Here is a 22719-nt window from a genome sequence, read left to right on the forward strand (position 1 = left end):
AGTTAAAAAACATTCTTTTGTTTTCAACTGACTAAAAATTAGCTTTTAAAGAAAGATGAACTATGGAATTTGAAAGTTTAATGTTTTGATCTTTTGTGCTTCCGTTGGCGTAAATAATATTTAGAAGCCCATTCTTTGTATTAACGCCAAGTCCAAAACCAAAACCATATATATTGTTTTTTGTTTTTGTGGTTTTGTCCTCAAAATATCCGTAGTCAAGAATACTGTGCACGTAAAGATTTGAAGAAAGTCTATATCTATATTCAGTTTGTAATGAGGATAATAAATTTGCTTGTAGGCTATTTTCATTAAACCCTCTGATAGAGTTGATTCCACCAAATCGTTGAAGTTCATTGATGATATATTCATCACTTTGAAGATAAAAGGTTTCAAGTCTAAGATTTACGCTGTTTCTTTCATTTATATTAATGTTATGTTTCGTGTTTAAGGATGAAATAAATTGTTTGTTTTTTTGAATTTTTGAATCTCTTTGACCAGTTCCTAATTTTATGTTTAATGTAGTTTTTTCTTGAAATAAAGCATCCATTCTGTCCAGATGAACATATTCAAAAGTTGATGTGTAGAATTTGTTTTCATAATCACTTATTGATATCGAATTTGTGTTTTGTATATCGCTTGACTCAACTGTATCATAACCAAAATATAGTCGAGTGTTATAATTAAAAAAATATCCTAAGTTTAGAGATGTTCTTGTGTTTTGAAAAGTACTATCTTGTTTAAAAATTTGCAATTCTGTTTTTAAACCAATTGGAGTGCTAAATAAATAGGGTAATTCAAAACAAACATTGAAAGTTCTTTGCTCTTGACCATCACTTTTCCAAAATAATGAAAAATGTTCGCCAGAATTTAAAATGTTGTTCAGCTTTAAGTCTAGATAACCATTAAAAACAACCTTTTCTTGCTCATCATTACTAAAACCAATTATACCGTCAAACGTATTGGATTTTGATTTTTCCAAATATACATAAGCAACAGTTGAATCTTTTTTAAATAGTACTTCGGGATATTTAGTTTGATTGATAAATCTAAATTTATTGATATTTGAATAAAGATTTTCTAAATTTTGTTGGTTGAACGTTTTGTTTTTGAATAGACGAATTAAATTTTTCTTATGGTTTTTTGGGAATTTGTCATAACCGTTGATGATAATATTGTCTAAATATCTTTTTTTATCAATATCTAATGATAAATTGGCATACATTATTTTATCAGATTTTTTTAATGACTTTAATTTTACTTTAGCCATTGGAAATCCAGCTAATTCAAGTTTTTTCGAAACATTTTTTAAATAATTTTCACTTTCTTCAAAAGTAATTTTAATTGTATCAACTTTAATTTCATTAACTAAATCAAAAAAAGTATAATTTTCTACCTTTATATATAGGTAAGTTATTTTTTTATTTAAAAAGCATTTGAAAACTAACGATGAATCATTTACTTTTTTATTTTCGATATTCTGGAAATCAACATATCCTAGTTTTATTAGTTTTTTAGAAAATAAATTGTATTCGTCTGTCAACGACTTAATGTTTGTGTGTTTTGTTGAATATCCAATTGAATCAATTGTTGTTGTTTCGGCTTTGCTTTTTCCTTCAATTTTCAAATAATAGTTTTGTCCAAAACTCAAATTGAATTGGATAAAGTATAATAATATGAATAAGAGTTTTTTCAATTATATATAGGTTGAAAATTAAACGTAAAGAAACAAACTTTAGTATAAAATAGCTGAGTAAAAATAATCTATTTGAAAATTAATTAATTAACATTTGTTTTGATTAAAATAATTATTACATTTGCAACCCCTAAAAAAGAGGGATTTAACAAATAAATAAATATTAGTATTTAATTATGCCAACAATTCAACAATTAGTAAGAACAGGAAGAACTCAGATCACTAAGAAGAGTAAATCGGTTGCTTTAGATTCTTGTCCTCAAAGAAGAGGTGTTTGTACGCGTGTTTACACTACTACTCCAAAAAAACCAAACTCTGCAATGCGTAAAGTTGCGCGTGTACGTTTGACTAATGGAAATGAAGTAAATGCATACATCCCAGGAGAAGGACATAATTTACAAGAGCACTCGATAGTATTAGTGAGAGGCGGAAGAGTAAAAGATTTACCAGGAGTTAGATACCACATTGTTCGTGGTGCGCTTGATACATCAGGTGTAGCTGGAAGAACACAAAGAAGATCTAAGTATGGTGCAAAACGTCCAAAAGACGCTAAGAAGTAATTTTTAAACTTTTAAAGAAAAGACATGAGAAAAAGAGCAGCGAAAAAAAGACCTCTTTTACCAGATCCAAGGTTTAATGACCAATTGGTAACACGTTTTGTAAATAACTTAATGTGGGATGGTAAAAAATCTACAGCGTTCAAAGTGTTTTATGACGCAATTGACATCGTAGAGGCAAAAAAGAATAATGATGAAAAAACATCATTAGAAATTTGGAAAGATGCATTATCTAACGTTATGCCTCACGTAGAAGTACGTAGTCGTAGAGTTGGTGGAGCTACATTTCAAATTCCAATGCAAATTCGTCCAGATAGAAAAGTTTCTATGGCTATGAAATGGATGATTTTATATGCAAGAAAAAGAAATGAAAAATCAATGGCAGGAAAACTTGCTTCAGAAATTTTAGCAGCAGCTAAAGAAGAAGGTGCAGCAGTTAAAAAGAGAATGGATACTCACAAAATGGCAGAAGCTAATAAAGCATTCTCGCATTTTAGATTTTAATTTTTAAGAAATGGCTAGAGATTTAAAATTCACAAGAAATATTGGTATTGCAGCGCATATTGATGCTGGAAAAACTACTACAACTGAACGTATTTTGTTCTACACAGGTAAATCACACAAGATTGGTGAAGTACATGATGGAGCAGCAACTATGGACTGGATGGCACAAGAGCAAGAAAGAGGTATTACAATTACTTCTGCGGCTACAACTTGTGAGTGGAATTTTCCAACTGAGCAAGGTAAAGTATTGCCTGATTCGCAATCATATCACTTTAATATTATTGATACTCCTGGACACGTTGACTTTACTGTAGAGGTAAATCGTTCTTTACGTGTACTAGATGGATTAGTTTTCTTATTTAGTGCTGTTGATGGTGTTGAGCCTCAATCAGAAACTAACTGGAGATTAGCTGACCAGTATAGAGTTCCGAGAATGGGATTCGTAAATAAAATGGACCGTCAAGGTTCAAACTTCTTGAATGTTTGTCAACAAGTTAAAGACATGTTGAAATCAAATGCAGTAGCAATTACTTTACCTATTGGTGAAGAAAATGATTTTAAAGGTGTTGTTGACTTAGTTAAAAACCAAGCTATTGTTTGGCATGATGCTACTCAAGGAGCAACTTTTGATATTGTTGATATTCCAGCGGATATGGTTGATGATGTGAAACATTATAGATCAATCCTTATTGAGGAAATCGCAACTTATGATGAGACACTTCTTGATAAATACATGGAAGATGAAAACTCAATTACAGAAGAAGAAATCAATAAAGCGTTAAGAGCTGCAACTATTGATATGGCTATCATTCCTATGATTGCTGGATCTTCTTTCAAAAATAAAGGAGTTCAATTCATGTTAGATGCGGTGTGTAAATATTTACCATCACCATTAGATAAAGAAGGTATTGAAGGAATTCACCCTGATGATGCTGATTTATTAGAAGAAGATCAAAAGAAAATATTACGTCGTCCTGATGTAAAAGAGCCATTCGCTGCTTTAGCATTTAAGATTGCAACTGATCCTTACGTAGGTCGTTTAGCTTTCTTCCGCGCTTATTCAGGTCGTTTAGATGCAGGTTCTTATATTTTGAACACTCGTTCTGGAAACAAAGAAAGAATTTCTCGTATTTACCAAATGCACGCTAACAAGCAAAATCCAATCGAGTATATCGAAGCGGGAGATATTGGAGCAGCAGTTGGATTTAAAGATATCAAGACTGGAGATACAATGTGTGATGAAAAACACCCAATTATCCTTGAGTCGATGAAATTCCCAGATCCAGTAATTGGTATCGCTATTGAGCCTAAAACTAAAGCAGATGTTGATAAAATGGGTATGGCTTTAGCAAAATTAGCTGAAGAAGATCCAACCTTTACAGTAAGAACTGATGAAGCTTCAGGACAAACGATTATTTCAGGAATGGGTGAGTTACACTTGGATATTCTTGTTGATCGTATGAAAAGAGAATTCAAAGTTGAAGTGAATCAAGGTGAGCCGCAAGTTGAATACAAAGAAGCTTTCACTAAATCAGCACAACACAGAGAAGTTTATAAAAAACAATCTGGAGGTCGTGGTAAATTCGGAGATATTGTTTTCCGTTTAGAGCCTGCAGACTTAGTTGATGGAAAAGCTCCAGTTGGATTACAGTTTGTTAATGAGGTAAAAGGTGGAAACGTTCCAAAAGAATATATTCCTGCTGTTGAAAAAGGTTTCAAAGAAGCAATGAAAACAGGTCCTTTAGCTGGTTATACAGTTGATAGTTTAAAAGTAACTTTATTAGATGGTTCTTACCATCCAGTAGATTCTGATGCACTTTCTTTCGAGTTGGCTGCAAAAATGGGATACAAGGAAGTAGCTAAAGCTGCTGGAGCTGTTATTCTTGAGCCAATTATGAAAATAGAAGTTATTACTCCTGAAGAAAATATGGGAGATATCGTTGGAGATTTAAATAGAAGAAGAGGTCAAGTGAATGACATGGGTGATAGAGCAGGTGCTAAAACTATAAAAGCACACGTTCCATTATCAGAGATGTTTGGTTATGTAACAACATTGAGAACATTATCATCAGGTAGAGCAACTTCTACAATGGAATTTTCACACTATGAACAAACTCCTTCAAATATTTCTGAAGAAGTAATCAAAAAAGCAAAAGGTAACGCTTAATTTTTATCAAAATGAGTCAAAAAATTAGAATAAAATTAAAATCTTACGATCATATGTTGGTTGATAAATCGGCAGAGAAAATCGTAAAAACTGTGAAAAGCACAGGTGCTGTTGTAACAGGTCCAATTCCGTTACCTACACACAAAAAAATATTTACTGTTTTACGTTCTCCACACGTTAATAAAAAAGCGAGAGAACAGTTTGAAGTAAGTTCATATAAAAGATTGTTAGACATTTATTCATCTTCATCAAAAACTATTGATGCTCTAATGAAATTAGAGTTACCAAGTGGTGTTGAAGTAGAAATCAAAGTTTAATTATACTTTAAAAAAACTAAGTTTTAAGTATTAGAATAATGAAAATTAGGCTAATACTTAATTCTTTATAATTAAAAACAAAAATTTTATTAATAATTAATTAGTTTATTATGTCTGGGTTAATTGGAAGAAAAATCGGCATGACTAGCATTTTCGACGAAAACGGGAAAAATATTCCTTGTACAGTAATCGAAGCTGGACCTTGTGTCGTTACCCAAGTCAGAACCAATGAGGTTGACGGGTATGAAGCTCTTCAACTTGGTTTCGATGACAAAACAGAAAAACACGCAACTAAAGCTGATCAAGGTCACTTTAAAAAAGCGGGTACTTCTGCAAAGAAAAAAGTCGTTGAATTCAAGTATTTTGAAGAAAAGCACAACTTAGGTGATGTGTTAACAGTTGATTTATTCAACGAAGGAGAATTTGTAGATGTACAAGGTGTATCTAAAGGTAAAGGTTTTCAAGGTGTTGTAAAACGTCACGGATTTGGTGGTGTTGGTCAAGCAACTCATGGACAACATAACCGTTTAAGAGCACCAGGTTCAGTTGGAGCTTCTTCTTATCCTTCTAGAGTATTCAAAGGAATGCGTATGGCAGGAAGAATGGGTGGAGATAATGTAACAGTACAAAACCTTAGAGTTTTAAAAGTAGTTTCTGAAAAGAATTTACTTGTTGTAAAAGGAGCTATTCCTGGATGCAAAAACTCTTACGTAATCATTCAGAAGTAATGGAAGTAAAAGTATTAGATATCAACGGAAAAGATACTGGAAGAAAAGTTCAACTTTCTGATTCAGTATTTGGTATTGAGCCTAACAATCATGCAGTATATCTTGATGTTAAGCAATATTTAGCCAATCAAAGACAAGGTACGCACAAAGCTAAAGAAAGAGCTGAAGTTGCAGGTAGTACTCGCAAAATTAAAAAGCAAAAAGGTACTGGTACTGCTCGTGCAGGTAGTGCTAAAAGTCCTGTTTTCAAAGGTGGTGGTACTATTTTTGGCCCAAGACCAAGAAGTTATTCATTTAAGTTAAATAAAAACTTGAAAAGATTAGCTAGAAAATCTGCTTTAGCTTTAAAAGTAAAAGAATCAAATTTAGTAGTAGTTGAAGACTTCAATTTTGAAACTCCAAACACTAAACAATTCATTACAATATTGAAAGCTTTAGGGTTAGAAAACAAAAAATCTTTATTTGTGTTGGGTGAGTTAAATAAAAATGTATATTTGTCGTCACGCAATTTAAAAGCATCTAGCGTTTTAACTAATTCAGAATTAAGTACTTACGCTATTTTAAACGCAAATAATTTAGTGCTTCTAGAGAGTTCTTTAGAAGGAATTGAAGAAAATTTAAGTAAATAACAGGTCATGAGTATAATAATTAAACCTATCATAACAGAAAAAATCACTAAAGAAAGTGAGATTTTTAATCGTTTTGGTTTTGTTGTTGACAAAAAAGCAAACAAAGTTCAAATAAAAAATGCTGTTGAAGCTGCTTATGGAATTACTGTTGTTGAAGTTAACACGATGAATTATAGAGCTGACAGAACTACAAAATATACAAAAAGTGGTTTAATCAGTGGAAAGACAAATGCTTATAAGAAAGCAATTGTACAAGTAAAAGAAGGAGAATCGATAGATTTTTATAACAATATTTAATAAAAAATGTCAGTTAGAAAATTAAAACCTATTACCCCGGGTCAGCGTTTTAGAGTTGTGAATGGTTTTGACGCCATTACAACTGATAAGCCGGAACGCTCTTTGTTAGCGCCGATAAAAAACTCTGGAGGTAGAAATAGTCAAGGAAAAATGACCATGCGTTATACAGGCGGTGGTCACAAACAAAGGTATCGTATTATTGATTTCAAAAGAACTAAAGTTGGAATTCCAGCTTCTGTTAAGTCAATTGAATATGATCCAAACAGAACTGCGTTTATTGCTTTGTTAGCTTATGCTGATGGTCAAAAAACGTACATTATTGCTCAAAATGGTCTGCAAGTAGGGCAAACTGTTGTTTCTGGAGAAAATGCTGCACCTGAAATTGGAAATACTTTACCATTAAGTAAAATTCCATTAGGTACTGTAATTTCTTGTATTGAATTACGTCCAGGACAAGGTGCTGTAATAGCACGTTCTGCAGGAACTTTTGCTCAATTAATGGCAAGAGATGGAAAATATGCTACAATTAAAATGCCTTCAGGTGAAACAAGATTAATCTTGTTGACTTGTTCAGCTACGATTGGAGCAGTTTCTAATTCAGATCACCAATTGATTGTATCTGGTAAAGCAGGTAGAACAAGATGGTTAGGTAGAAGACCAAGAACTAGACCAGTTGCAATGAACCCAGTTGATCATCCAATGGGTGGTGGAGAAGGTCGTTCTTCAGGTGGACATCCACGTTCTAGAAAAGGTCTTCCTGCAAAAGGTTATAGAACTCGTTCTAAAGTTAACCCGAGTAATAAGTATATTGTTGAACGCAGAAAGAAATAATTAGATAAGCATGGCACGTTCATTAAAAAAAGGACCATTTGTTCACTATAAATTAGATAAAAAAGTTCAGGAGAATATTGCTGGAGGAAATAAAGGTGTTGTTAAGACTTGGTCTAGAGCATCAATGATTACACCAGATTTTGTTGGACAAACTATCGCAGTTCACAATGGTCGTCAATTTGTTCCAGTTTATGTAACTGAGAACATGGTAGGTCACAAATTAGGAGAGTTTTCACCAACAAGATCTTTTAGAGGTCATGCTGGAGCAAAAAATAAAGGTAAAAAATAAGAAGCAATGGGAGTTCGTAAAAGAGAAACTGCAGACGCAAGAAAAGAGGCTAATAAGTCTATAGCATTTGCTAAATTAAACAATTGCCCTACTTCACCTAGAAAAATGCGCTTAGTAGCAGACTTGGTAAGAGGTCAGAAAGTGGAAAGAGCTTTAAATATATTAAGATTTAGCTCTAAAGAAGCTTCAAGAAAATTAGAAAAACTATTATTATCTGCAATCAATAACTGGGAGCAAAAAAATAGTGAAGGTAATGTAGCTGAAGCAGGCTTATTTGTTAAAGAAATCCGTGTAGATGGTGGAATGATGTTAAAAAGACTTCGTCCAGCTCCACAAGGAAGAGCACACAGAATTAGAAAACGTTCTAATCACGTAACAATCGTATTAGGACAATTAGATAACACACAAAGCAATTAATTAAGATGGGACAAAAGACAAATCCAATAGGAAACAGACTTGGGATCATCAGAGGATGGGATTCAAACTGGTATGGTGGAAATGATTACGGCGATAAAATCGCTGAGGATTATAAAATCAGAAAGTATATTCATGCTCGTTTATCAAAAGCTAGTGTATCAAAAGTAATCATCGAGAGAACTTTAAAACTTGTAACCGTTACTATCACTACTGCTAGACCTGGTATTATTATCGGAAAAGGTGGTCAAGAGGTAGACAAGTTAAAAGAAGAACTTAAAAAGATTACTGATAAAGAGGTTCAAATTAACATCTTTGAAATTAAAAGACCTGAGTTAGATGCTTATCTAGTTGCGACTAGCATCGCTCGTCAAATAGAAAGCCGTATTTCATACAGGAGAGCTATTAAAATGGCTATCGCTGCAGCAATGCGTATGAATGCAGAAGGTATTAAAGTTTTGATTTCGGGTCGTTTGAATGGAGCTGAAATGGCACGTTCAGAACAATTCAAAGAAGGAAGAATTCCTCTATCAACTTTCAGAGCCGATATTGATTATGCTTTAGGTGAAGCGCATACTACTTATGGTAGAATGGGTATTAAAGTATGGATCATGAAAGGTGAGGTTTATGGAAAAAGAGATCTTTCTCCACTTGTTGGAATGGACAAAAAACAAGCTGGTGGAAAAGGTGACGCACCACGTGGTGGAAAACCAAGTGGAAAATCAAATCCTCGTAAAAGAAAGTAAATTTTAAACTAAAGAAAAAATGTTACAGCCTAAAAGAACAAAATACCGTAAGGTACAAAAGGGTAGAATGAAAGGAGTGTCTCAAAGAGGTCACGAACTTTCAAATGGAATGTTTGGAATTAAATCTTTAGATTCATCATTTTTAACTTCACGTCAAATCGAAGCTGCACGTATTGCTGCAACTCGTTTTATGAAAAGAGAAGGGCAATTATGGATTAAAATTTTCCCAGATAAACCTATCACTAAAAAGCCTCTTGAGGTACGTATGGGTAAAGGTAAAGGTGCAGTCGAATATTGGGCTGCAGTTGTAAAACCTGGAAGAATCATGTTTGAAGTTGGTGGTGTTCCACTATCAGTAGCAAAAGAAGCCTTGCGTCTTGCTGCTCAAAAACTTCCAGTAAAAACTAAGTTTGTCGTTGCTAGAGATTTCGAAGCATAATCTAAATTTTATTATGAAACAATCAGAAATTATAAATCTATCAGTAGCTGAGTTACAAGCAAAACTTAGTGAGTTAAGAAAAGCGTATTCCGAATTAAAATCAGCACACGCTATTTCTCCAATTGCAAATCCACTTCAAATTAGAAGTGCAAGAAGAGCTGTTGCTAGAGTAGCGACTGAATTAACTAAAAGAGAGTTACAATAATTGTATGCTAGCTGAAAAGATGGAAAAAAGAAATTTAAGAAAAGAAAGAATAGGTGTTGTTACAAGTAACAAAATGGAGAAATCTATCGTTGTTTCTGAAACAAGAAAAGTAAAACACCCATTATACGGTAAGTTCGTGTTGAAAACTAAAAAGTATCATGCACACGACGAAAAAAACGACTGTAACATTGGTGATACAGTAAAGATCATGGAAACAAGACCTTTAAGTAAAACAAAATGTTGGAGATTAGTTGAAATCATTGAAAGAGCTAAATAATTATGGTACAACAAGAGTCAAGATTAAAAGTAGCAGATAATACGGGAGCTAAAGAAGTTTTAACTATCCGTGTTTTAGGAGGAACGAAACGTCGTTATGCCTCTGTTGGTGATAAAATTGTAGTTTCAATTAAAGATGCAACTCCTAACGGAAACGTAAAAAAAGGAGCTGTTTCAACTGCAGTTGTTGTACGTACCAAAAAAGAAGTGAGAAGAGCCGATGGTTCTTATATCCGTTTCGATGATAATGCATGTGTTTTATTAAACGCAGCAGGAGAAATGAGAGGAACTCGTGTTTTTGGTCCAGTAGCCAGAGAACTTCGTGAAAAACAATTCATGAAAATTGTATCATTAGCACCAGAAGTGCTTTAATTCATAGAAAGATGATAAAGCTAAAAATTAAATCAGGTGATGTAGTAAAAGTAATTGCTGGAGACCATAAAGGTTCTCAAGGAACAGTTTTACGCGTTGACCGTGAGAAAAATAAAGCGATTGTTGAAGGTGTAAATATGGTTTCAAAACACACAAAACCAAGTGCAAAAAACCCTCAAGGAGGAATCGTTAAGAAAGAAGCTCCTATCCACATTTCAAATTTGTCTTTAATTGATCCAAAATCAAAAGAAGCTACAAAAGTTGGAATTAAAGTAGAAGGAGATAAGAAAGTGAGATTTTCAAAAAAATCTAATCAAGTATTATAGTTATGGCATATACACCTAGACTTAAGCAAGAATATAAGGACAGAGTAATCGCTGCTCTTAAAGAAGAATTCGGTTATAAAAACGTTATGCAAGTTCCTAAATTGGAAAAAATCGTTTTAAGCCGTGGAGTTGGGGCTGCAGTTTCTGATAAAAAATTAGTAGACTATGCAGTTGATGAACTAACAAAAGTAACTGGTCAAAAAGCAGTAGCAACAATTTCTAAAAAAGACGTTGCTTCTTTCAAATTGAGAAAAGGAATGCCAATTGGAGCTAAAGTTACTTTACGTGGTGAAAGAATGTATGAGTTTTTAGATAGACTTATAACATCTTCATTACCACGTGTTAGAGATTTTAATGGTATCAAAGCTACAGGTTTTGACGGAAGAGGAAACTATAACCTTGGAGTTACTGAACAAATCATTTTCCCAGAAATTGATATTGACAAAGTAAATAAAATTTCAGGTTTAGATATTACATTCGTTACTACTGCTGCTACTGATCAAGAAGCAAAATCATTATTAGCTGAATTAGGTTTACCTTTTAAAAAGAATTAAGACATGGCAAAAGAATCAATGAAAGCCCGTGAGGTTAAAAGAGCAAAAACAGTTGCTAAGTATGCTGAAAAAAGAAAAGCTTTATTAGAAGCTGGAGATTATGAAGGCTTACAAAAGTTACCTAAAAATGCTTCACCAGTTCGTATGCACAATCGTTGTAAATTAACAGGTAGACCAAGAGGTTATATGCGTCAATTTGGTATTTCACGTGTTACATTCCGTGAAATGGCAAATCAAGGATTAATTCCAGGAGTTAAAAAAGCTTCTTGGTAATCTCGCAAAAAGTATTTACTTTTGCAATCCAAAAAAAACAAGTTTAATTGGTTAAAGGTTCTTTTAGTGAGTACTATTAGAAAACCATAACCGCAAATTTATACAAATGTATACAGATCCAATTGCAGATTATCTTACGAGAGTTAGAAATGCAGTGATGGCAAACCACAAAGTGGTTGAGATTCCAGCATCTAACATGAAGAAAGAAATCACTAAGATTTTATTCGATCAAGGATATATCTTAAGTTACAAATTTGAAGATACTACTGTTCAAGGTACTATCAAAATTGCTCTAAAGTATGATAAAGAAACTAAAGAGCCAGTAATTAAGGATATCCAAAGAATTAGTAAACCAGGTTTACGTAAATATGCAGGCGCTGATAAGTTGCCTAGAATCCTTAATGGATTAGGAATTGCTATTGTTTCAACATCAAAAGGTTTGATGACTGGAAAACAAGCTAAACAATTACATGTTGGTGGAGAAGTAATCTGTTACGTATACTAATTTTAAAAAGAAGTAAAGATGTCAAGAATAGGTAAAAATCCAATTTCAATTCCAGCAGGTGTAACTGTTGAAATAAATGAGTCTGTAGTTTCTGTAAAAGGAAAATTAGGTCAGTTAACGCAAGAGTTTGCTGATGTAACAGTAAAAATAGAAGATAATCAAGTAATTGTAGAAAGATCATCTGATCAAAAAGATCAAAGATCTAAACACGGACTTTACAGATCATTAATCAACAATATGATTGTTGGTGTTTCTGAAGGTTTTACAAAAGAACTTGAATTGGTTGGAGTAGGTTACAGAGCTTCAAATCAAGGACAAAAATTAGATTTAGCATTAGGTTTTTCTCATAATATTGTTTTAGAAGTTGCTCCAGAAGTAAAATTAGAAACAGTTTCTGAAAAAGGAAAAAACCCAATCGTTAAATTAACATCACACGATAAACAATTAATCGGACAAATCGCTGCAAAAATCAGAGGTTTCCGTAAACCAGAACCTTACAAAGGAAAAGGTGTTAAATTCGTAGGTGAAGTATTAAGAAGAAAAGCAGGTAAATCAGCGTAAAAATTAGCATTATGTCATTAACAAAAACTGAAAGAAGACAAAGAATTAAATTCAGAATCAGAAAGATTGTTAGCGGTACTGCTGCTAAGCCAAGATTAACTGTATTCAGAAGTAATAAAGAAATCTATGCTCAAGTCATAGATGACGTAAATGGTGTAACATTATTAGCAGCTTCATCTAGAGACAAAGATGTTGATAGTAAAGGGACAAATGTAGAAGTTGCTGCAGCTGTAGGTAAAGCAATTGCCGAAAAAGCATTAAAAGCAGGAATCGACACTATAACTTTCGATCGTGGAGGTTATTTATATCATGGACGTATTAAATCACTAGCAGAAGGCGCAAGAGCTGCTGGTCTTAAATTCTAAGAAATTATGTATAATAAATACAAAAACGTAGAGTTAGTAAAACCTAGTGGTCTTGAATTAAAAGATCGTCTGGTTAGTGTAAATCGTGTTACCAAAGTAACAAAAGGAGGAAGAGCTTTTGGTTTTTCTGCTATTGTTGTAGTAGGTGATGAAAACGGAGTTGTTGGACACGGATTAGGAAAATCAAAAGATGTTTCTGAAGCTATTGCAAAAGCAGTAGAAGATGCAAAGAAAAATTTGGTTAGAATCCCTTTAAGTGGTCAATCTGTTCCTCACGAACAAAAAGGAAAATTTGGTGGAGCAGCAGTATATTTAATGCCTGCATCTCATGGTACAGGAGTAATTGCTGGTGGTGCTGTTCGTTCAGTATTGGAATCAGTAGGTATTCATGATGTATTATCTAAATCTCAAGGTTCATCAAATCCTCACAATGTTGTAAAAGCTACTTTTGATGCTTTACTACAAATGAGAAGTGCTTATACTGTTGCAAAACAAAGAGGTATTTCTTTAGAAAAAGTATTTAAAGGTTAATTCAAGGAAATTATGGCAAAGATATTAGTAAAACAAGTAAGAAGTCAGATTAATTGTCCATTGACACAAAAGAAAACTCTTGTGGCTTTAGGTTTAAAAAGACTAGGACAATCTGTTGAGCACGATGCAAATCCTGCTATCCTTGGAATGGTAAATAAAGTTAAACACTTAGTTTCTGTAGAAGAAACTAAATAACAAAAAATAGTTATGAATTTAAGTAACTTGCAACCAGCTGAAGGTTCAACGCACAATCAAAATAAAAGAGTAGGTAGAGGAGAAGGTTCTGGAAAAGGTGGTACTTCTGCAAGAGGTCACAAAGGAGCTAAATCTCGTTCTGGATATTCTAAGAAAATTGGTTTTGAAGGAGGTCAAATGCCACTTCAAAGACGTGTTCCTAAGTTTGGTTTTAAAAACATCAACCGTGTAGATTACCAAGGTGTAAATCTTGATACACTACAATTATTAGTTGATAATGGAATTGTTACTGATACTGTAGATTTTGCAGTTTTAGTTGAGAATAGATTAGCTACTAAAAATGAAGTTGTAAAAATATTAGGAAGAGGAGAATTAAAAGCTAAATTAAAAGTAACTGCTCATAAATTTACTGCTACTGCTAAAGCTGCTATCGAAGCTGCTGGTGGTGAAGCTGTAACATTATAATTCAATAACAATGAAGAATTTTTTTGAATCATTACGTAATGTTTGGAAAATTGAGGAACTAAAAAATAGAATCTTAATTACATTAGGATTATTATTAGTTTATCGTTTCGGAGCGCATGTAACTTTACCTGGTATTGATGCTACTCATTTGAGTAATCTTGCTGGTCAAACAGAAAAAGGGATTGGTTCAATCCTAGATATGTTTACCGGTGGAGCATTTTCAAAAGCATCAGTATTTGCATTAGGTATCATGCCATACATTTCTGCTTCAATTGTTGTTCAATTAATGGGTATTGCTATTCCATATCTACAAAAACTTCAAAAAGATGGAGAAAGTGGAAGAAAGAAATTAAATCAAATCACTCGTTGGTTAACCATTGCAATTACTTTAGTTCAAGGTCCAGGTTATATTTATAACTTGTACAGAACTTTACCAAGTAATGCATTCCTTTTAGGATTTGATTCGTTTGCTTTCTTATTTTCTTCAGTTTTAATTTTGACTACAGGTACAATTTTTGCTATGTGGTTAGGAGAAAAAATTACTGATAAAGGTATCGGAAACGGAATATCATTATTAATTATGATCGGAATTATTGCAAGATTACCTCAAGCTTTAATTCAAGAGTTTACTTCAAAAGTTACAAATAATAATGGTGGACCAATGATTTTGGTTCTAGAAATAATCGTTTGGTTATTGGTTATTGTAGCTTGTGTATTATTAGTAATGGCAGTTAGAAAAATCCCTGTTCAATATGCTAGAAGAACAACATCTGGTGATTATGAACAAGATTTAGCTGGTGGTAACAGACAATGGATTCCATTAAAGTTGAATGCAGCAGGTGTAATGCCAATCATTTTTGCTCAAGCAATTATGTTCATTCCTGCAGCTTTAGCTGGGCTTTCAAAATCTGATGCATCACAATCTATTGCCGGAGCTTTTAGTAATATGTTTGGTTTTTGGTATAATTTAGTATTTGCTTTATTGATATTAATATTCACTTATTTCTATACTGCAATTACAGTACCTACAAATAAAATGGCAGATGATTTAAAAAGAAGTGGTGGATTTATTCCAGGAATTAAACCTGGTGTTGAAACAGCAGACTTTTTAGATAGAATTATGTCATTAATTACATTCCCAGGTGCATTATTTCTAGCATTATTAGCTGTGTTCCCAGCTTTAGTAGTAGGATTAGATGTTCAACAATCTTGGGCAATGTTCTATGGTGGTACATCATTGATCATCATGGTTGGAGTTGCAATAGACACTATTCAACAAGTAAATTCATACTTATTGAATAAACATTATGATGGTTTAATGAAAAGTGGTAAAAATAGAAAAGCAGTAGCTTAATTTTTATGGCAAAACAATCAGCAATAGAACAAGACGGAACCATAGTAGAAGCATTATCTAATGCTATGTTTCGTGTAGAATTAGAAAACGGACATGTTGTAATTGCTCATATTTCTGGAAAAATGCGTATGCATTATATCAAATTATTACCTGGTGATAAAGTGAAATTAGAAATGAGTCCTTATGATTTGTCAAAAGCAAGAATCACTTATAGATACTAATAGCTATTTAATATGAAAGTAAGAGCATCAGTAAAAAAACGTAGTGCAGAGTGCATTATCGTTAGAAGAAAAGGTAGATTATACGTAATCAACAAAAAGAATCCTAGATTTAAACAAAGACAAGGATAAGTTATGGCAAGAATCGCAGGGGTAGATATACCTAAAAACAAAAGAGGAGTTATCGCTTTAACCTATATTTTTGGTATAGGAAAAAGTAGAGCTATTGAGATTTTAGAGAAAGCTCAAGTAAGCCAAGATAAAAAAGTTCAAGATTGGAATGATGACGAAATCGGAGCAATTCGTGATGCGGTATCATACTATAAAATTGAAGGTGAACTTCGTTCAGAAGTTTCATTACACATCAAACGTTTAATGGACATTGGATGTTATAGAGGAATTCGTCATAGATCTGGACTTCCATTAAGAGGTCAAAGAACTAAAAATAACTCTAGAACAAGAAAAGGTAAAAGAAAAACTGTTGCTAACAAGAAAAAAGCAACTAAATAATAAATAGTATGGCTAAAACGACTGCAAAAAAACGTAAAGTTATCGTAGAATCTACGGGTGAAGCACATATTAATGCAACCTTTAACAACATCATTATTTCTTTAACTAATAAGAAAGGTGAAGTTATTTCTTGGTCATCTGCTGGTAAAATGGGCTTTAGAGGTTCTAAAAAGAATACTCCATATGCTGCTCAAATGGCGGCTGAAGATTGTGGAAAAGTTGCATTAGAAGCAGGATTAAAAAAAGTAAAAGTTTATGTAAAAGGTCCAGGTAACGGAAGAGAATCTGCTATCAGATCTATACATAACTCAGGAATTGAAGTAACAGAAATTATTGATGTAACTCCAATGCCACATAATGGTTGTCGTCCACCAAAAAGACGAAGAGTATAATTTAAAAGTATAACCAAGGTTGCTCAAAGATTATCGAAGGATAAGACCTGAATTCATAATCGCAATCTTAAATTAATTAAAAATGGCAAGATATACTGGTCCACAAACTAAAATTGCTCGTAAATTTGGCGAAGCAATCTTCGGAGAAGATAAATCCTTCGAAAAAAGAAATTATCCTCCTGGACAACACGGGATGGCTAAAAGAAGAGGAAAAAAATCTGAATATGCAGTTCAGTTAATGGAAAAGCAAAAAGCTAAGTACACTTACGGAATTTTAGAAAAACAATTCAGAAACTTATTCGAAAAAGCAGCAGCTTCTAAAGGTGTAACAGGTGAAATCCTTTTGCAATTATGTGAAGCAAGATTAGATAATGTTGTATTCAGAATGGGAATTGCTCCATCAAGAAGAGGTGCAAGACAAATCGTTTCTCACAGACATATTACTGTTAATGGAGAAATCGTTAACATTCCATCATATCACTTAAAACCAGGAGATAAAGTAGCGGTTCGTGAAAAATCAAAATCTGTTGAAGCTATTGAGCGTTCATTAGCTAATTCAAGCCACGTATATGAGTGGATTACTTGGAACAACGATACTAAAGAAGGTACTTTTGTTTCAGTACCTGCAAGGTTGCAAATACCTGAAAACATCAAAGAACAATTAATCGTAGAGTTGTACAACAAATAAAAATTGACATTAGTCTAAATTATGGCAATATTTAATTTTCAAAAACCCGATAAAGTTATCATGATCGATTCAACCGATTTTGAAGGCAAATTTGAATTTCGTCCTTTAGAACCTGGTTATGGATTGACTGTTGGTAATGCATTAAGAAGAGTTCTACTTTCTGCTTTAGAAGGTTATGCGTTAACTTCAGTTCGCATAGAAGGAGTAGAACATGAATTCTCAACTATTTCAGGAGTTGTTGAAGATGTAACAGAAATCGTTCTTAATCTTAAACAAGTACGTTTTAAACGTCAGATTGAAGAAATTGATAACGAAACTGTTTCTATTTCAATTTCTGGTAAAGATCAAATAACAGCTGGTGATTTTCAAAAATTTATTTCTGGATTTCAAGTATTAAACCCAGAGTTGGTTATTTGTAATCTTGATAGTAAAGTTAACTTAAACATGGAGTTGACTATCGAGAAAGGACGTGGATATGTTCCTGCCGAAGAAAATAAAAAACAAAATGCAGCGATTGGAACGATTTTTATTGACTCAATTTATACTCCTGTTAAAAATGTGAAATACTCTATTGAGAATTTCCGTGTAGAGCAAAAAACAGATTACGAAAAATTAGTTTTTGAAATTAAAACTGATGGTTCTATAAATCCTAAAGATGCTTTAACAGAAGCTGCAAAGGTTTTAATTCACCACTTTATGTTGTTCTCTGATGAGAGAATTACTTTAGAAGCTGATGAAATTGCTCAAACTGAGTCTTATGATGAAGAATCATTACACATGAGACAATTGCTTAAAACAAAATTAGTTGATATGGATTTATCCGTAAGAGCTCTAAACTGTTTGAAAGCTGCAGAAGTTGATACACTTGGAGATTTAGTTTCTTTCAATAAGAACGATCTTATGAAGTTCCGTAATTTTGGTAAAAAATCTCTAACAGAGTTAGATGAATTAGTTGCCAATAAGAATTTAACTTTCGGAATGGATTTAAGTAAATATAAATTAGATAAAGAATAAATTACTTCATATTTTGCGCTCCTGAAAGATGGATTGAAGCAAGATGAAGGTTAAAAAGAAACGTCATGAGACACGGAAAAAAATTCAATCACTTAAGCAGACAGACTGGACATAGAAAATCTATGTTAGCTAATATGGCTTGTTCATTAATTGAGCACAAACGTATTATAACTACTGTTGCTAAAGCAAAAGCACTTAAACAATTTGTTGAGCCATTGGTAACTAAATCAAAAGAAGATACTACTCACAATCGTCGAATAGTGTTTGCTTACCTTAGAAATAAATATGGTGTAACAGAACTTTTTAGAGAAGTTGCAGCAAAAGTTGGTGATCGTCCAGGAGGTTATACTCGTATAATTAAAATGGGAAATCGTTTGGGAGATAATGCTGATATGGCAATGATCGAACTTGTAGATTTTAACGAATTGTATAACGGAGGTAAAAAAGAAGAGAAAAAATCAAAAAGCCGTCGTGGTGGAAAAGGTAAAAAAGCAGAAACAATTGCTCCAGTTGCCGAAACTCCAGCGCCAGAAGCACCAGAAACTTCTTCTGAAGAAACTACAGATAGCGCAGAATAATGAAAGCACTATTTTAATAATAAAGGATAAACTTGATAAAAGTTTATCCTTTTTTTTATCTTTATGAAAATAAGTTATTATGAATAAAATACTAGGTATAATTGTTTTATTGTTTTCTATTACTATACATTCTCAAAACACAAAACATTCTGATGAATTTCAAAATGTTGTTGGTAATATGAAAATTGCGGGTATGTGGATTCCATCATATAAGGCAGACCAATCAATTGAAGGTTCTGTTTATTTATTTTCAAATTGGGAGCAACTTTTTGATATTGAACTTACAAATAAAATGAATATTAGACTTTATAATTTAAATTATAATATTCAACAAAAAACACTTGAATCAAAAATTTCAAATGATTCTGTTTATCAATTTGAGATTAATAATTTCGATAGAATAAAACTAATTAATAACACTTATAAAGTCAATAATGGTTCTTTGTACCAAGAGATTTTTGCAGGCAATAAGATAAAGTGTTATAAAGGATTTATAATTAGTACAACTCCAGGTGTTTTCAATCCTTTAACTCAAACTATGTCTTCTCAAGCTAAATATGTTAGAAATGAAACATATTATTATATGTTAAATGAACAAATGGTAGAGTTTAAACGAAGTAAAAAAAATCTTTTAAAAATATTTTCTGATAAAAAAGAGATTATTGAATCTGAAATAAAGAAAAAGAAATATGATTTTGATAATGATGATGATTTAAGACAATTATTTCAATTTTATGATTCACTTTAAAGTTTTGGATAAACAGTATGTTTATCCTTTTTTTTGATATTGTTTATAAACTAGAACAATTCTTTTTTCATTTTCGAAACTAATTAAATAAATTTGCAAAACACAACAACACAATGCATTACACAACAAGAAAAAAAGCACTTATTTTATTAGCTGATGGAACAATTTTTTATGGAAAATCCATCGGTATTTCAGGGAAAACATTCGGAGAAGTTTGTTTTAATACCGGAATGACAGGTTATCAAGAAATTTTTACTGACCCGTCATACTTTGGACAAATTATGGTGGCTACAAATCCTCATATTGGTAATTATGGAGTTAATGCTGAAGAAACTGAAGCAGATAAAATCATGATTTCTGGGTTGGTTTGTAAAAACTTTAGTTTTACTCATTCGCGTCCTGATTCAGAAAGTAATTTATATGATTATTTCGAAAAACAAAACTTGATTTGTATTTCAGATGTCGATACAAGAGCTTTAGTTAGCTACATCAGAGATAATGGTGCGCAAAATGCTGTTATATGTACTGACGACACTTCAATAGAGGAATTAAAGAAAGAACTATCTACTATTCCTGATATGAAAGGTTTAGAATTGGCCTCAAAAGTTTCAACTACTGAACCTTATTTCTTTGGAAATGAAAACGCAAAATTCAAAATATCTGCATTAGATTTAGGTATTAAAAGAAATATTCTTCGAAATCTAGCAAAAAGAGATTGTTATATAAAAGTTTTTCCTTTCAATGCATCTTTTGAAGATATGAAATCTTTCAGTCCTGATGGATATTTTTTGTCAAATGGTCCTGGTGATCCAGAACCTTTAGAAAATGCTCAAAAGGTAGCCAAACAAATTATTGATAATAATTTACCACTTTTTGGAATTTGTCTTGGTCACCAAGTTATAGGTTTGGCCAATGGAATTTCAACTTATAAAATGTTTAACGGACATAGAGGAATAAACCATCCTGTTATGAATATGCTAACGGGCAAAGGTGAAATAACTTCTCAAAATCATGGATTTGCTGTGAATAGAGAAGAACTGGAAAATCATCCAGATTTAGAGATTACTCATTATCATTTGAATGATAATACTGTAGCAGGAATGAGAATGAAATCTAAAAATTGTTTCTCTGTTCAGTATCATCCAGAAGCAAGTCCAGGTCCACATGATTCATCGTATCTTTTTGATGATTTTATTACAAATATCAAAAAAAGTAAGTCTATAGAAATGGTTTAATCGACTTATAATTTAAATTATATTCTTCTAAAACGTTTGCGTTAATAACATTCCTTTAAATTGTCAAATTGATAAAAAAAGATGGGATATATTTGTAATAGTTCTAAAAATTAAAACCAAAAACTTAATATCATAAATATGAGTATTATTATCAAAGTACATGCAAGACAAATTTTAGATTCAAGAGGAAATCCAACTATCGAAGTAGACGTAGTTACTGAAAGTGGTGTTTTAGGTCGTGCGGCAGTTCCATCTGGCGCATCAACTGGTGAACACGAAGCTGTAGAATTGCGTGATGGAGGAAAAGCTTACATGGGTAAAGGAGTTCTAAAAGCTGTTGAAAATGTTAACACAAAAATAGCTCCAGAATTATTAGGAACATCTGTTTTCGAACAAAATCATATTGACCAATTGATGATTGACTTAGATGGAACTTCTAACAAGTCTAATTTAGGTGCTAATGCAATTTTAGGAGTTTCTCTTGCAACTGCAAAAGCTGCTGCAAATGAGTTAGGTTTGCCTTTATACAGATATGTTGGTGGAGTTTCAGCAAATACATTGCCAGTTCCAATGATGAATATTATCAATGGAGGTTCACATTCTGATGCGCCGATTGCTTTCCAAGAGTTTATGATTATGCCTGTGAAAGCGCAAAATTTTACTCATGCAATGCAAATGGGAACTGAAATTTTCCATAATCTTAAAAAAGTTTTACATGACAGACATTTATCAACTGCAGTTGGTGATGAAGGTGGATTTGCTCCAAACTTAGCTGGCGGAACAGAAGATGCTTTAGATACTATTAAAAAGGCTGTTGAAAATGCTGGATATAAATTTGGTGATGAAGTGATGATTGCTCTAGATTGTGCTGCTTCTGAATTTTATGTTGATGGGAAATATGATTATACAAAATTTGAAGGAGCAACAGGAAAGATTAGAACTTCAAAAGAACAAGCAGAATATTTAGCTGAATTATCAAAAAAATATCCAATTATTTCTATCGAAGATGGAATGTATGAAGACGATTGGGAAGGATGGAAATATTTAACCGAATTAATAGGTAATAAAGTACAGCTTGTTGGTGATGATTTATTTGTGACTAATGTGGAAAGATTGTCAACAGGAATTGAAAAAGGCATTGCTAATTCAATTTTGGTAAAAGTAAATCAAATTGGAACTTTAACAGAAACTATAGCAGCTGTAAACATGGCACACAATGCTGGTTATACTTCAGTAATGTCTCATCGTTCTGGCGAAACAGAAGATAACACAATTGCTGATTTAGCTGTAGCGCTAAACTGTGGTCAGATTAAAACAGGTTCAGCATCTCGCTCAGATAGAATGGCAAAATACAATCAATTGCTTCGTATCGAGGAAGAGCTAGCAGAAACAGCTTATTTTCCAGGAGTTAAAGCTTTTAAGCAGAAGTAGTAATATACTTTAACTAATACTAAAAACACCCGACAAAGCCAAAGTTTGTTGGGTGTTTTTCTTTTGTTAAGAATCTTCTAATAAGCAGATTTTTGAAAGTTTTCTTTTTAATATTATGGAGAATATTAAATCTTAATTTTTTAATTATTTAATGATTAATAGATTTTTTGCGAATAATATAATTATAGATAATAAAAAAAATGAGTTAATTTTTGATGAATTATTTGTTTTTTGTTTAAAATAAATTACTTTTATGCAATCGATTACAATAGTCTTAAATTAATTGAAAAAATATATAATTATTAACAACTA

The 22719-nt window shown here is 32.4% G+C and carries 36 protein-coding genes; 35 read left to right on the forward strand and 1 reads right to left on the reverse strand.

Annotated features, from left to right (window positions below):
* Positions 1-31: 31 nt before the first annotated feature.
* A complete protein-coding gene (locus RN605_RS12680) occupies positions 32-1693 on the reverse strand; it encodes a BamA/TamA family outer membrane protein (RefSeq protein ID WP_313325268.1) in 1662 nt (553 codons plus the stop codon).
* A 176-nt stretch (positions 1694-1869) separates the two neighbouring features.
* Here RN605_RS12680 and rpsL point away from each other — a divergent pair, with 176 nt between their 5' ends.
* The 35 genes from rpsL (at position 1870) to eno (ending at position 22407) form a co-directional block, all read left to right on the forward strand.
* A complete protein-coding gene (gene rpsL / locus RN605_RS12685; protein ID WP_169528676.1) occupies positions 1870-2253 on the forward strand; it encodes a 30S ribosomal protein S12 in 384 nt (127 codons plus the stop codon).
* 24 nt (positions 2254-2277) lie between these two features.
* Positions 2278-2754, forward strand: a complete 477-nt coding sequence (rpsG, locus tag RN605_RS12690) for a 30S ribosomal protein S7 (protein WP_313325269.1) — start codon at positions 2278-2280, stop codon at positions 2752-2754.
* A 10-nt stretch (positions 2755-2764) separates the two neighbouring features.
* A complete protein-coding gene (fusA, locus tag RN605_RS12695; RefSeq protein WP_313325270.1) occupies positions 2765-4921 on the forward strand; it encodes an elongation factor G in 2157 nt (718 codons plus the stop codon).
* Positions 4922-4932: 11 nt separating this feature from the next.
* Positions 4933-5238, forward strand: coding sequence for a 30S ribosomal protein S10 (rpsJ, locus tag RN605_RS12700; RefSeq protein WP_026710316.1), 306 nt, complete (start codon positions 4933-4935; stop codon positions 5236-5238).
* Between the two features lie 110 nt (positions 5239-5348).
* Positions 5349-5966, forward strand: coding sequence for a 50S ribosomal protein L3 (gene rplC, locus RN605_RS12705; protein WP_313325278.1), 618 nt, complete (start codon positions 5349-5351; stop codon positions 5964-5966).
* Positions 5966-6595: a 50S ribosomal protein L4 gene (gene rplD, locus RN605_RS12710; RefSeq protein ID WP_313325761.1), complete on the forward strand. Its 630-nt coding sequence runs from the start codon at positions 5966-5968 to the stop codon at positions 6593-6595. Before rplC ends, rplD begins: the two co-directional genes overlap by 1 nt.
* Before the next feature lie 6 nt (positions 6596-6601).
* On the forward strand, positions 6602-6892 hold the full coding sequence (gene rplW / locus RN605_RS12715) for a 50S ribosomal protein L23 (protein ID WP_313325279.1): 291 nt from the start codon (positions 6602-6604) through the stop codon (positions 6890-6892).
* 6 nt (positions 6893-6898) lie between these two features.
* A complete protein-coding gene (gene rplB, locus RN605_RS12720) occupies positions 6899-7723 on the forward strand; it encodes a 50S ribosomal protein L2 (protein WP_313325280.1) in 825 nt (274 codons plus the stop codon).
* Between the two features lie 10 nt (positions 7724-7733).
* Positions 7734-8012 carry a 30S ribosomal protein S19 gene (gene rpsS / locus RN605_RS12725; protein WP_007136562.1) on the forward strand — a complete coding sequence of 93 codons (279 nt, stop codon included), beginning with the start codon at positions 7734-7736 and terminating at the stop codon, positions 8010-8012.
* 6 nt (positions 8013-8018) lie between these two features.
* A complete protein-coding gene (gene rplV / locus RN605_RS12730; protein WP_313325341.1) occupies positions 8019-8429 on the forward strand; it encodes a 50S ribosomal protein L22 in 411 nt (136 codons plus the stop codon).
* 5 nt (positions 8430-8434) lie between these two features.
* Positions 8435-9172, forward strand: a complete 738-nt coding sequence (rpsC, locus tag RN605_RS12735; protein WP_313325342.1) for a 30S ribosomal protein S3 — start codon at positions 8435-8437, stop codon at positions 9170-9172.
* Positions 9173-9191: 19 nt separating this feature from the next.
* Entirely contained in the window at positions 9192-9611 is a 420-nt protein-coding gene (gene rplP / locus RN605_RS12740; RefSeq protein WP_313325343.1) for a 50S ribosomal protein L16, read from the forward strand.
* Between the two features lie 13 nt (positions 9612-9624).
* Positions 9625-9816: a 50S ribosomal protein L29 gene (gene rpmC, locus RN605_RS12745; RefSeq protein WP_313325346.1), complete on the forward strand. Its 192-nt coding sequence runs from the start codon at positions 9625-9627 to the stop codon at positions 9814-9816.
* 19 nt (positions 9817-9835) lie between these two features.
* On the forward strand, positions 9836-10093 hold the full coding sequence (gene rpsQ / locus RN605_RS12750) for a 30S ribosomal protein S17 (RefSeq protein ID WP_313325347.1): 258 nt from the start codon (positions 9836-9838) through the stop codon (positions 10091-10093).
* Positions 10094-10095: 2 nt separating this feature from the next.
* Positions 10096-10464 carry a 50S ribosomal protein L14 gene (gene rplN, locus RN605_RS12755; RefSeq protein ID WP_007803649.1) on the forward strand — a complete coding sequence of 123 codons (369 nt, stop codon included), beginning with the start codon at positions 10096-10098 and terminating at the stop codon, positions 10462-10464.
* A gap of 11 nt (positions 10465-10475) precedes the next feature.
* Positions 10476-10790: a 50S ribosomal protein L24 gene (gene rplX, locus RN605_RS12760; protein WP_313325395.1), complete on the forward strand. Its 315-nt coding sequence runs from the start codon at positions 10476-10478 to the stop codon at positions 10788-10790.
* A 2-nt stretch (positions 10791-10792) separates the two neighbouring features.
* Positions 10793-11344 carry a 50S ribosomal protein L5 gene (gene rplE / locus RN605_RS12765; RefSeq protein ID WP_313325396.1) on the forward strand — a complete coding sequence of 184 codons (552 nt, stop codon included), beginning with the start codon at positions 10793-10795 and terminating at the stop codon, positions 11342-11344.
* Positions 11345-11347: 3 nt separating this feature from the next.
* Positions 11348-11617: a 30S ribosomal protein S14 gene (gene rpsN, locus RN605_RS12770; RefSeq protein ID WP_169523144.1), complete on the forward strand. Its 270-nt coding sequence runs from the start codon at positions 11348-11350 to the stop codon at positions 11615-11617.
* Between the two features lie 106 nt (positions 11618-11723).
* Positions 11724-12122, forward strand: a complete 399-nt coding sequence (rpsH, locus tag RN605_RS12775) for a 30S ribosomal protein S8 (RefSeq protein WP_313325398.1) — start codon at positions 11724-11726, stop codon at positions 12120-12122.
* A gap of 18 nt (positions 12123-12140) precedes the next feature.
* The gene (gene rplF, locus RN605_RS12780; RefSeq protein WP_313325399.1) at positions 12141-12683 is read left to right on the forward strand and encodes a 50S ribosomal protein L6; all 543 of its coding nucleotides are present in this window, start codon (positions 12141-12143) and stop codon (positions 12681-12683) included.
* 11 nt (positions 12684-12694) lie between these two features.
* Complete coding sequence (rplR, locus tag RN605_RS12785; RefSeq protein WP_313325401.1) at positions 12695-13048, forward strand: 50S ribosomal protein L18; 354 nt, start codon at positions 12695-12697, stop codon at positions 13046-13048.
* A 6-nt stretch (positions 13049-13054) separates the two neighbouring features.
* Positions 13055-13579: a 30S ribosomal protein S5 gene (gene rpsE / locus RN605_RS12790; protein WP_313325404.1), complete on the forward strand. Its 525-nt coding sequence runs from the start codon at positions 13055-13057 to the stop codon at positions 13577-13579.
* Positions 13580-13591: 12 nt separating this feature from the next.
* Entirely contained in the window at positions 13592-13774 is a 183-nt protein-coding gene (gene rpmD, locus RN605_RS12795; protein WP_313325405.1) for a 50S ribosomal protein L30, read from the forward strand.
* A gap of 12 nt (positions 13775-13786) precedes the next feature.
* Positions 13787-14239: a 50S ribosomal protein L15 gene (gene rplO, locus RN605_RS12800; protein WP_313325406.1), complete on the forward strand. Its 453-nt coding sequence runs from the start codon at positions 13787-13789 to the stop codon at positions 14237-14239.
* A gap of 10 nt (positions 14240-14249) precedes the next feature.
* Positions 14250-15593, forward strand: a complete 1344-nt coding sequence (secY, locus tag RN605_RS12805; RefSeq protein ID WP_313325407.1) for a preprotein translocase subunit SecY — start codon at positions 14250-14252, stop codon at positions 15591-15593.
* Positions 15594-15598: 5 nt separating this feature from the next.
* The gene (infA, locus tag RN605_RS12810) at positions 15599-15814 is read left to right on the forward strand and encodes a translation initiation factor IF-1 (protein WP_014387717.1); all 216 of its coding nucleotides are present in this window, start codon (positions 15599-15601) and stop codon (positions 15812-15814) included.
* Between the two features lie 12 nt (positions 15815-15826).
* Entirely contained in the window at positions 15827-15943 is a 117-nt protein-coding gene (gene ykgO, locus RN605_RS12815) for a type B 50S ribosomal protein L36 (RefSeq protein ID WP_002987490.1), read from the forward strand.
* A gap of 3 nt (positions 15944-15946) precedes the next feature.
* Positions 15947-16321, forward strand: coding sequence for a 30S ribosomal protein S13 (gene rpsM, locus RN605_RS12820; RefSeq protein ID WP_026710294.1), 375 nt, complete (start codon positions 15947-15949; stop codon positions 16319-16321).
* An 8-nt stretch (positions 16322-16329) separates the two neighbouring features.
* Complete coding sequence (rpsK, locus tag RN605_RS12825) at positions 16330-16713, forward strand: 30S ribosomal protein S11 (RefSeq protein WP_133533891.1); 384 nt, start codon at positions 16330-16332, stop codon at positions 16711-16713.
* An 82-nt stretch (positions 16714-16795) separates the two neighbouring features.
* Positions 16796-17401 (forward strand): 30S ribosomal protein S4, encoded by a 606-nt coding sequence (rpsD, locus tag RN605_RS12830; protein ID WP_313325411.1) that lies wholly within the window; start codon positions 16796-16798, stop codon positions 17399-17401.
* A gap of 21 nt (positions 17402-17422) precedes the next feature.
* Positions 17423-18415, forward strand: a complete 993-nt coding sequence (locus RN605_RS12835; protein ID WP_313325413.1) for a DNA-directed RNA polymerase subunit alpha — start codon at positions 17423-17425, stop codon at positions 18413-18415.
* 65 nt (positions 18416-18480) lie between these two features.
* Positions 18481-18993 (forward strand): 50S ribosomal protein L17, encoded by a 513-nt coding sequence (gene rplQ, locus RN605_RS12840; protein ID WP_313325415.1) that lies wholly within the window; start codon positions 18481-18483, stop codon positions 18991-18993.
* A 79-nt stretch (positions 18994-19072) separates the two neighbouring features.
* Complete coding sequence (locus RN605_RS12845; RefSeq protein WP_313325418.1) at positions 19073-19741, forward strand: hypothetical protein; 669 nt, start codon at positions 19073-19075, stop codon at positions 19739-19741.
* A gap of 113 nt (positions 19742-19854) precedes the next feature.
* Positions 19855-20976, forward strand: coding sequence for a glutamine-hydrolyzing carbamoyl-phosphate synthase small subunit (carA, locus tag RN605_RS12850; protein WP_313325419.1), 1122 nt, complete (start codon positions 19855-19857; stop codon positions 20974-20976).
* A 138-nt stretch (positions 20977-21114) separates the two neighbouring features.
* Positions 21115-22407 carry a phosphopyruvate hydratase gene (gene eno / locus RN605_RS12855; protein WP_313325421.1) on the forward strand — a complete coding sequence of 431 codons (1293 nt, stop codon included), beginning with the start codon at positions 21115-21117 and terminating at the stop codon, positions 22405-22407.
* Positions 22408-22719 lie beyond the last annotated feature (312 nt).

Origin of the sequence: Flavobacterium sp. PMTSA4, assembly GCF_032098525.1 — a bacterium.
GTDB classification, from domain to species: domain Bacteria; phylum Bacteroidota; class Bacteroidia; order Flavobacteriales; family Flavobacteriaceae; genus Flavobacterium; species Flavobacterium capsici.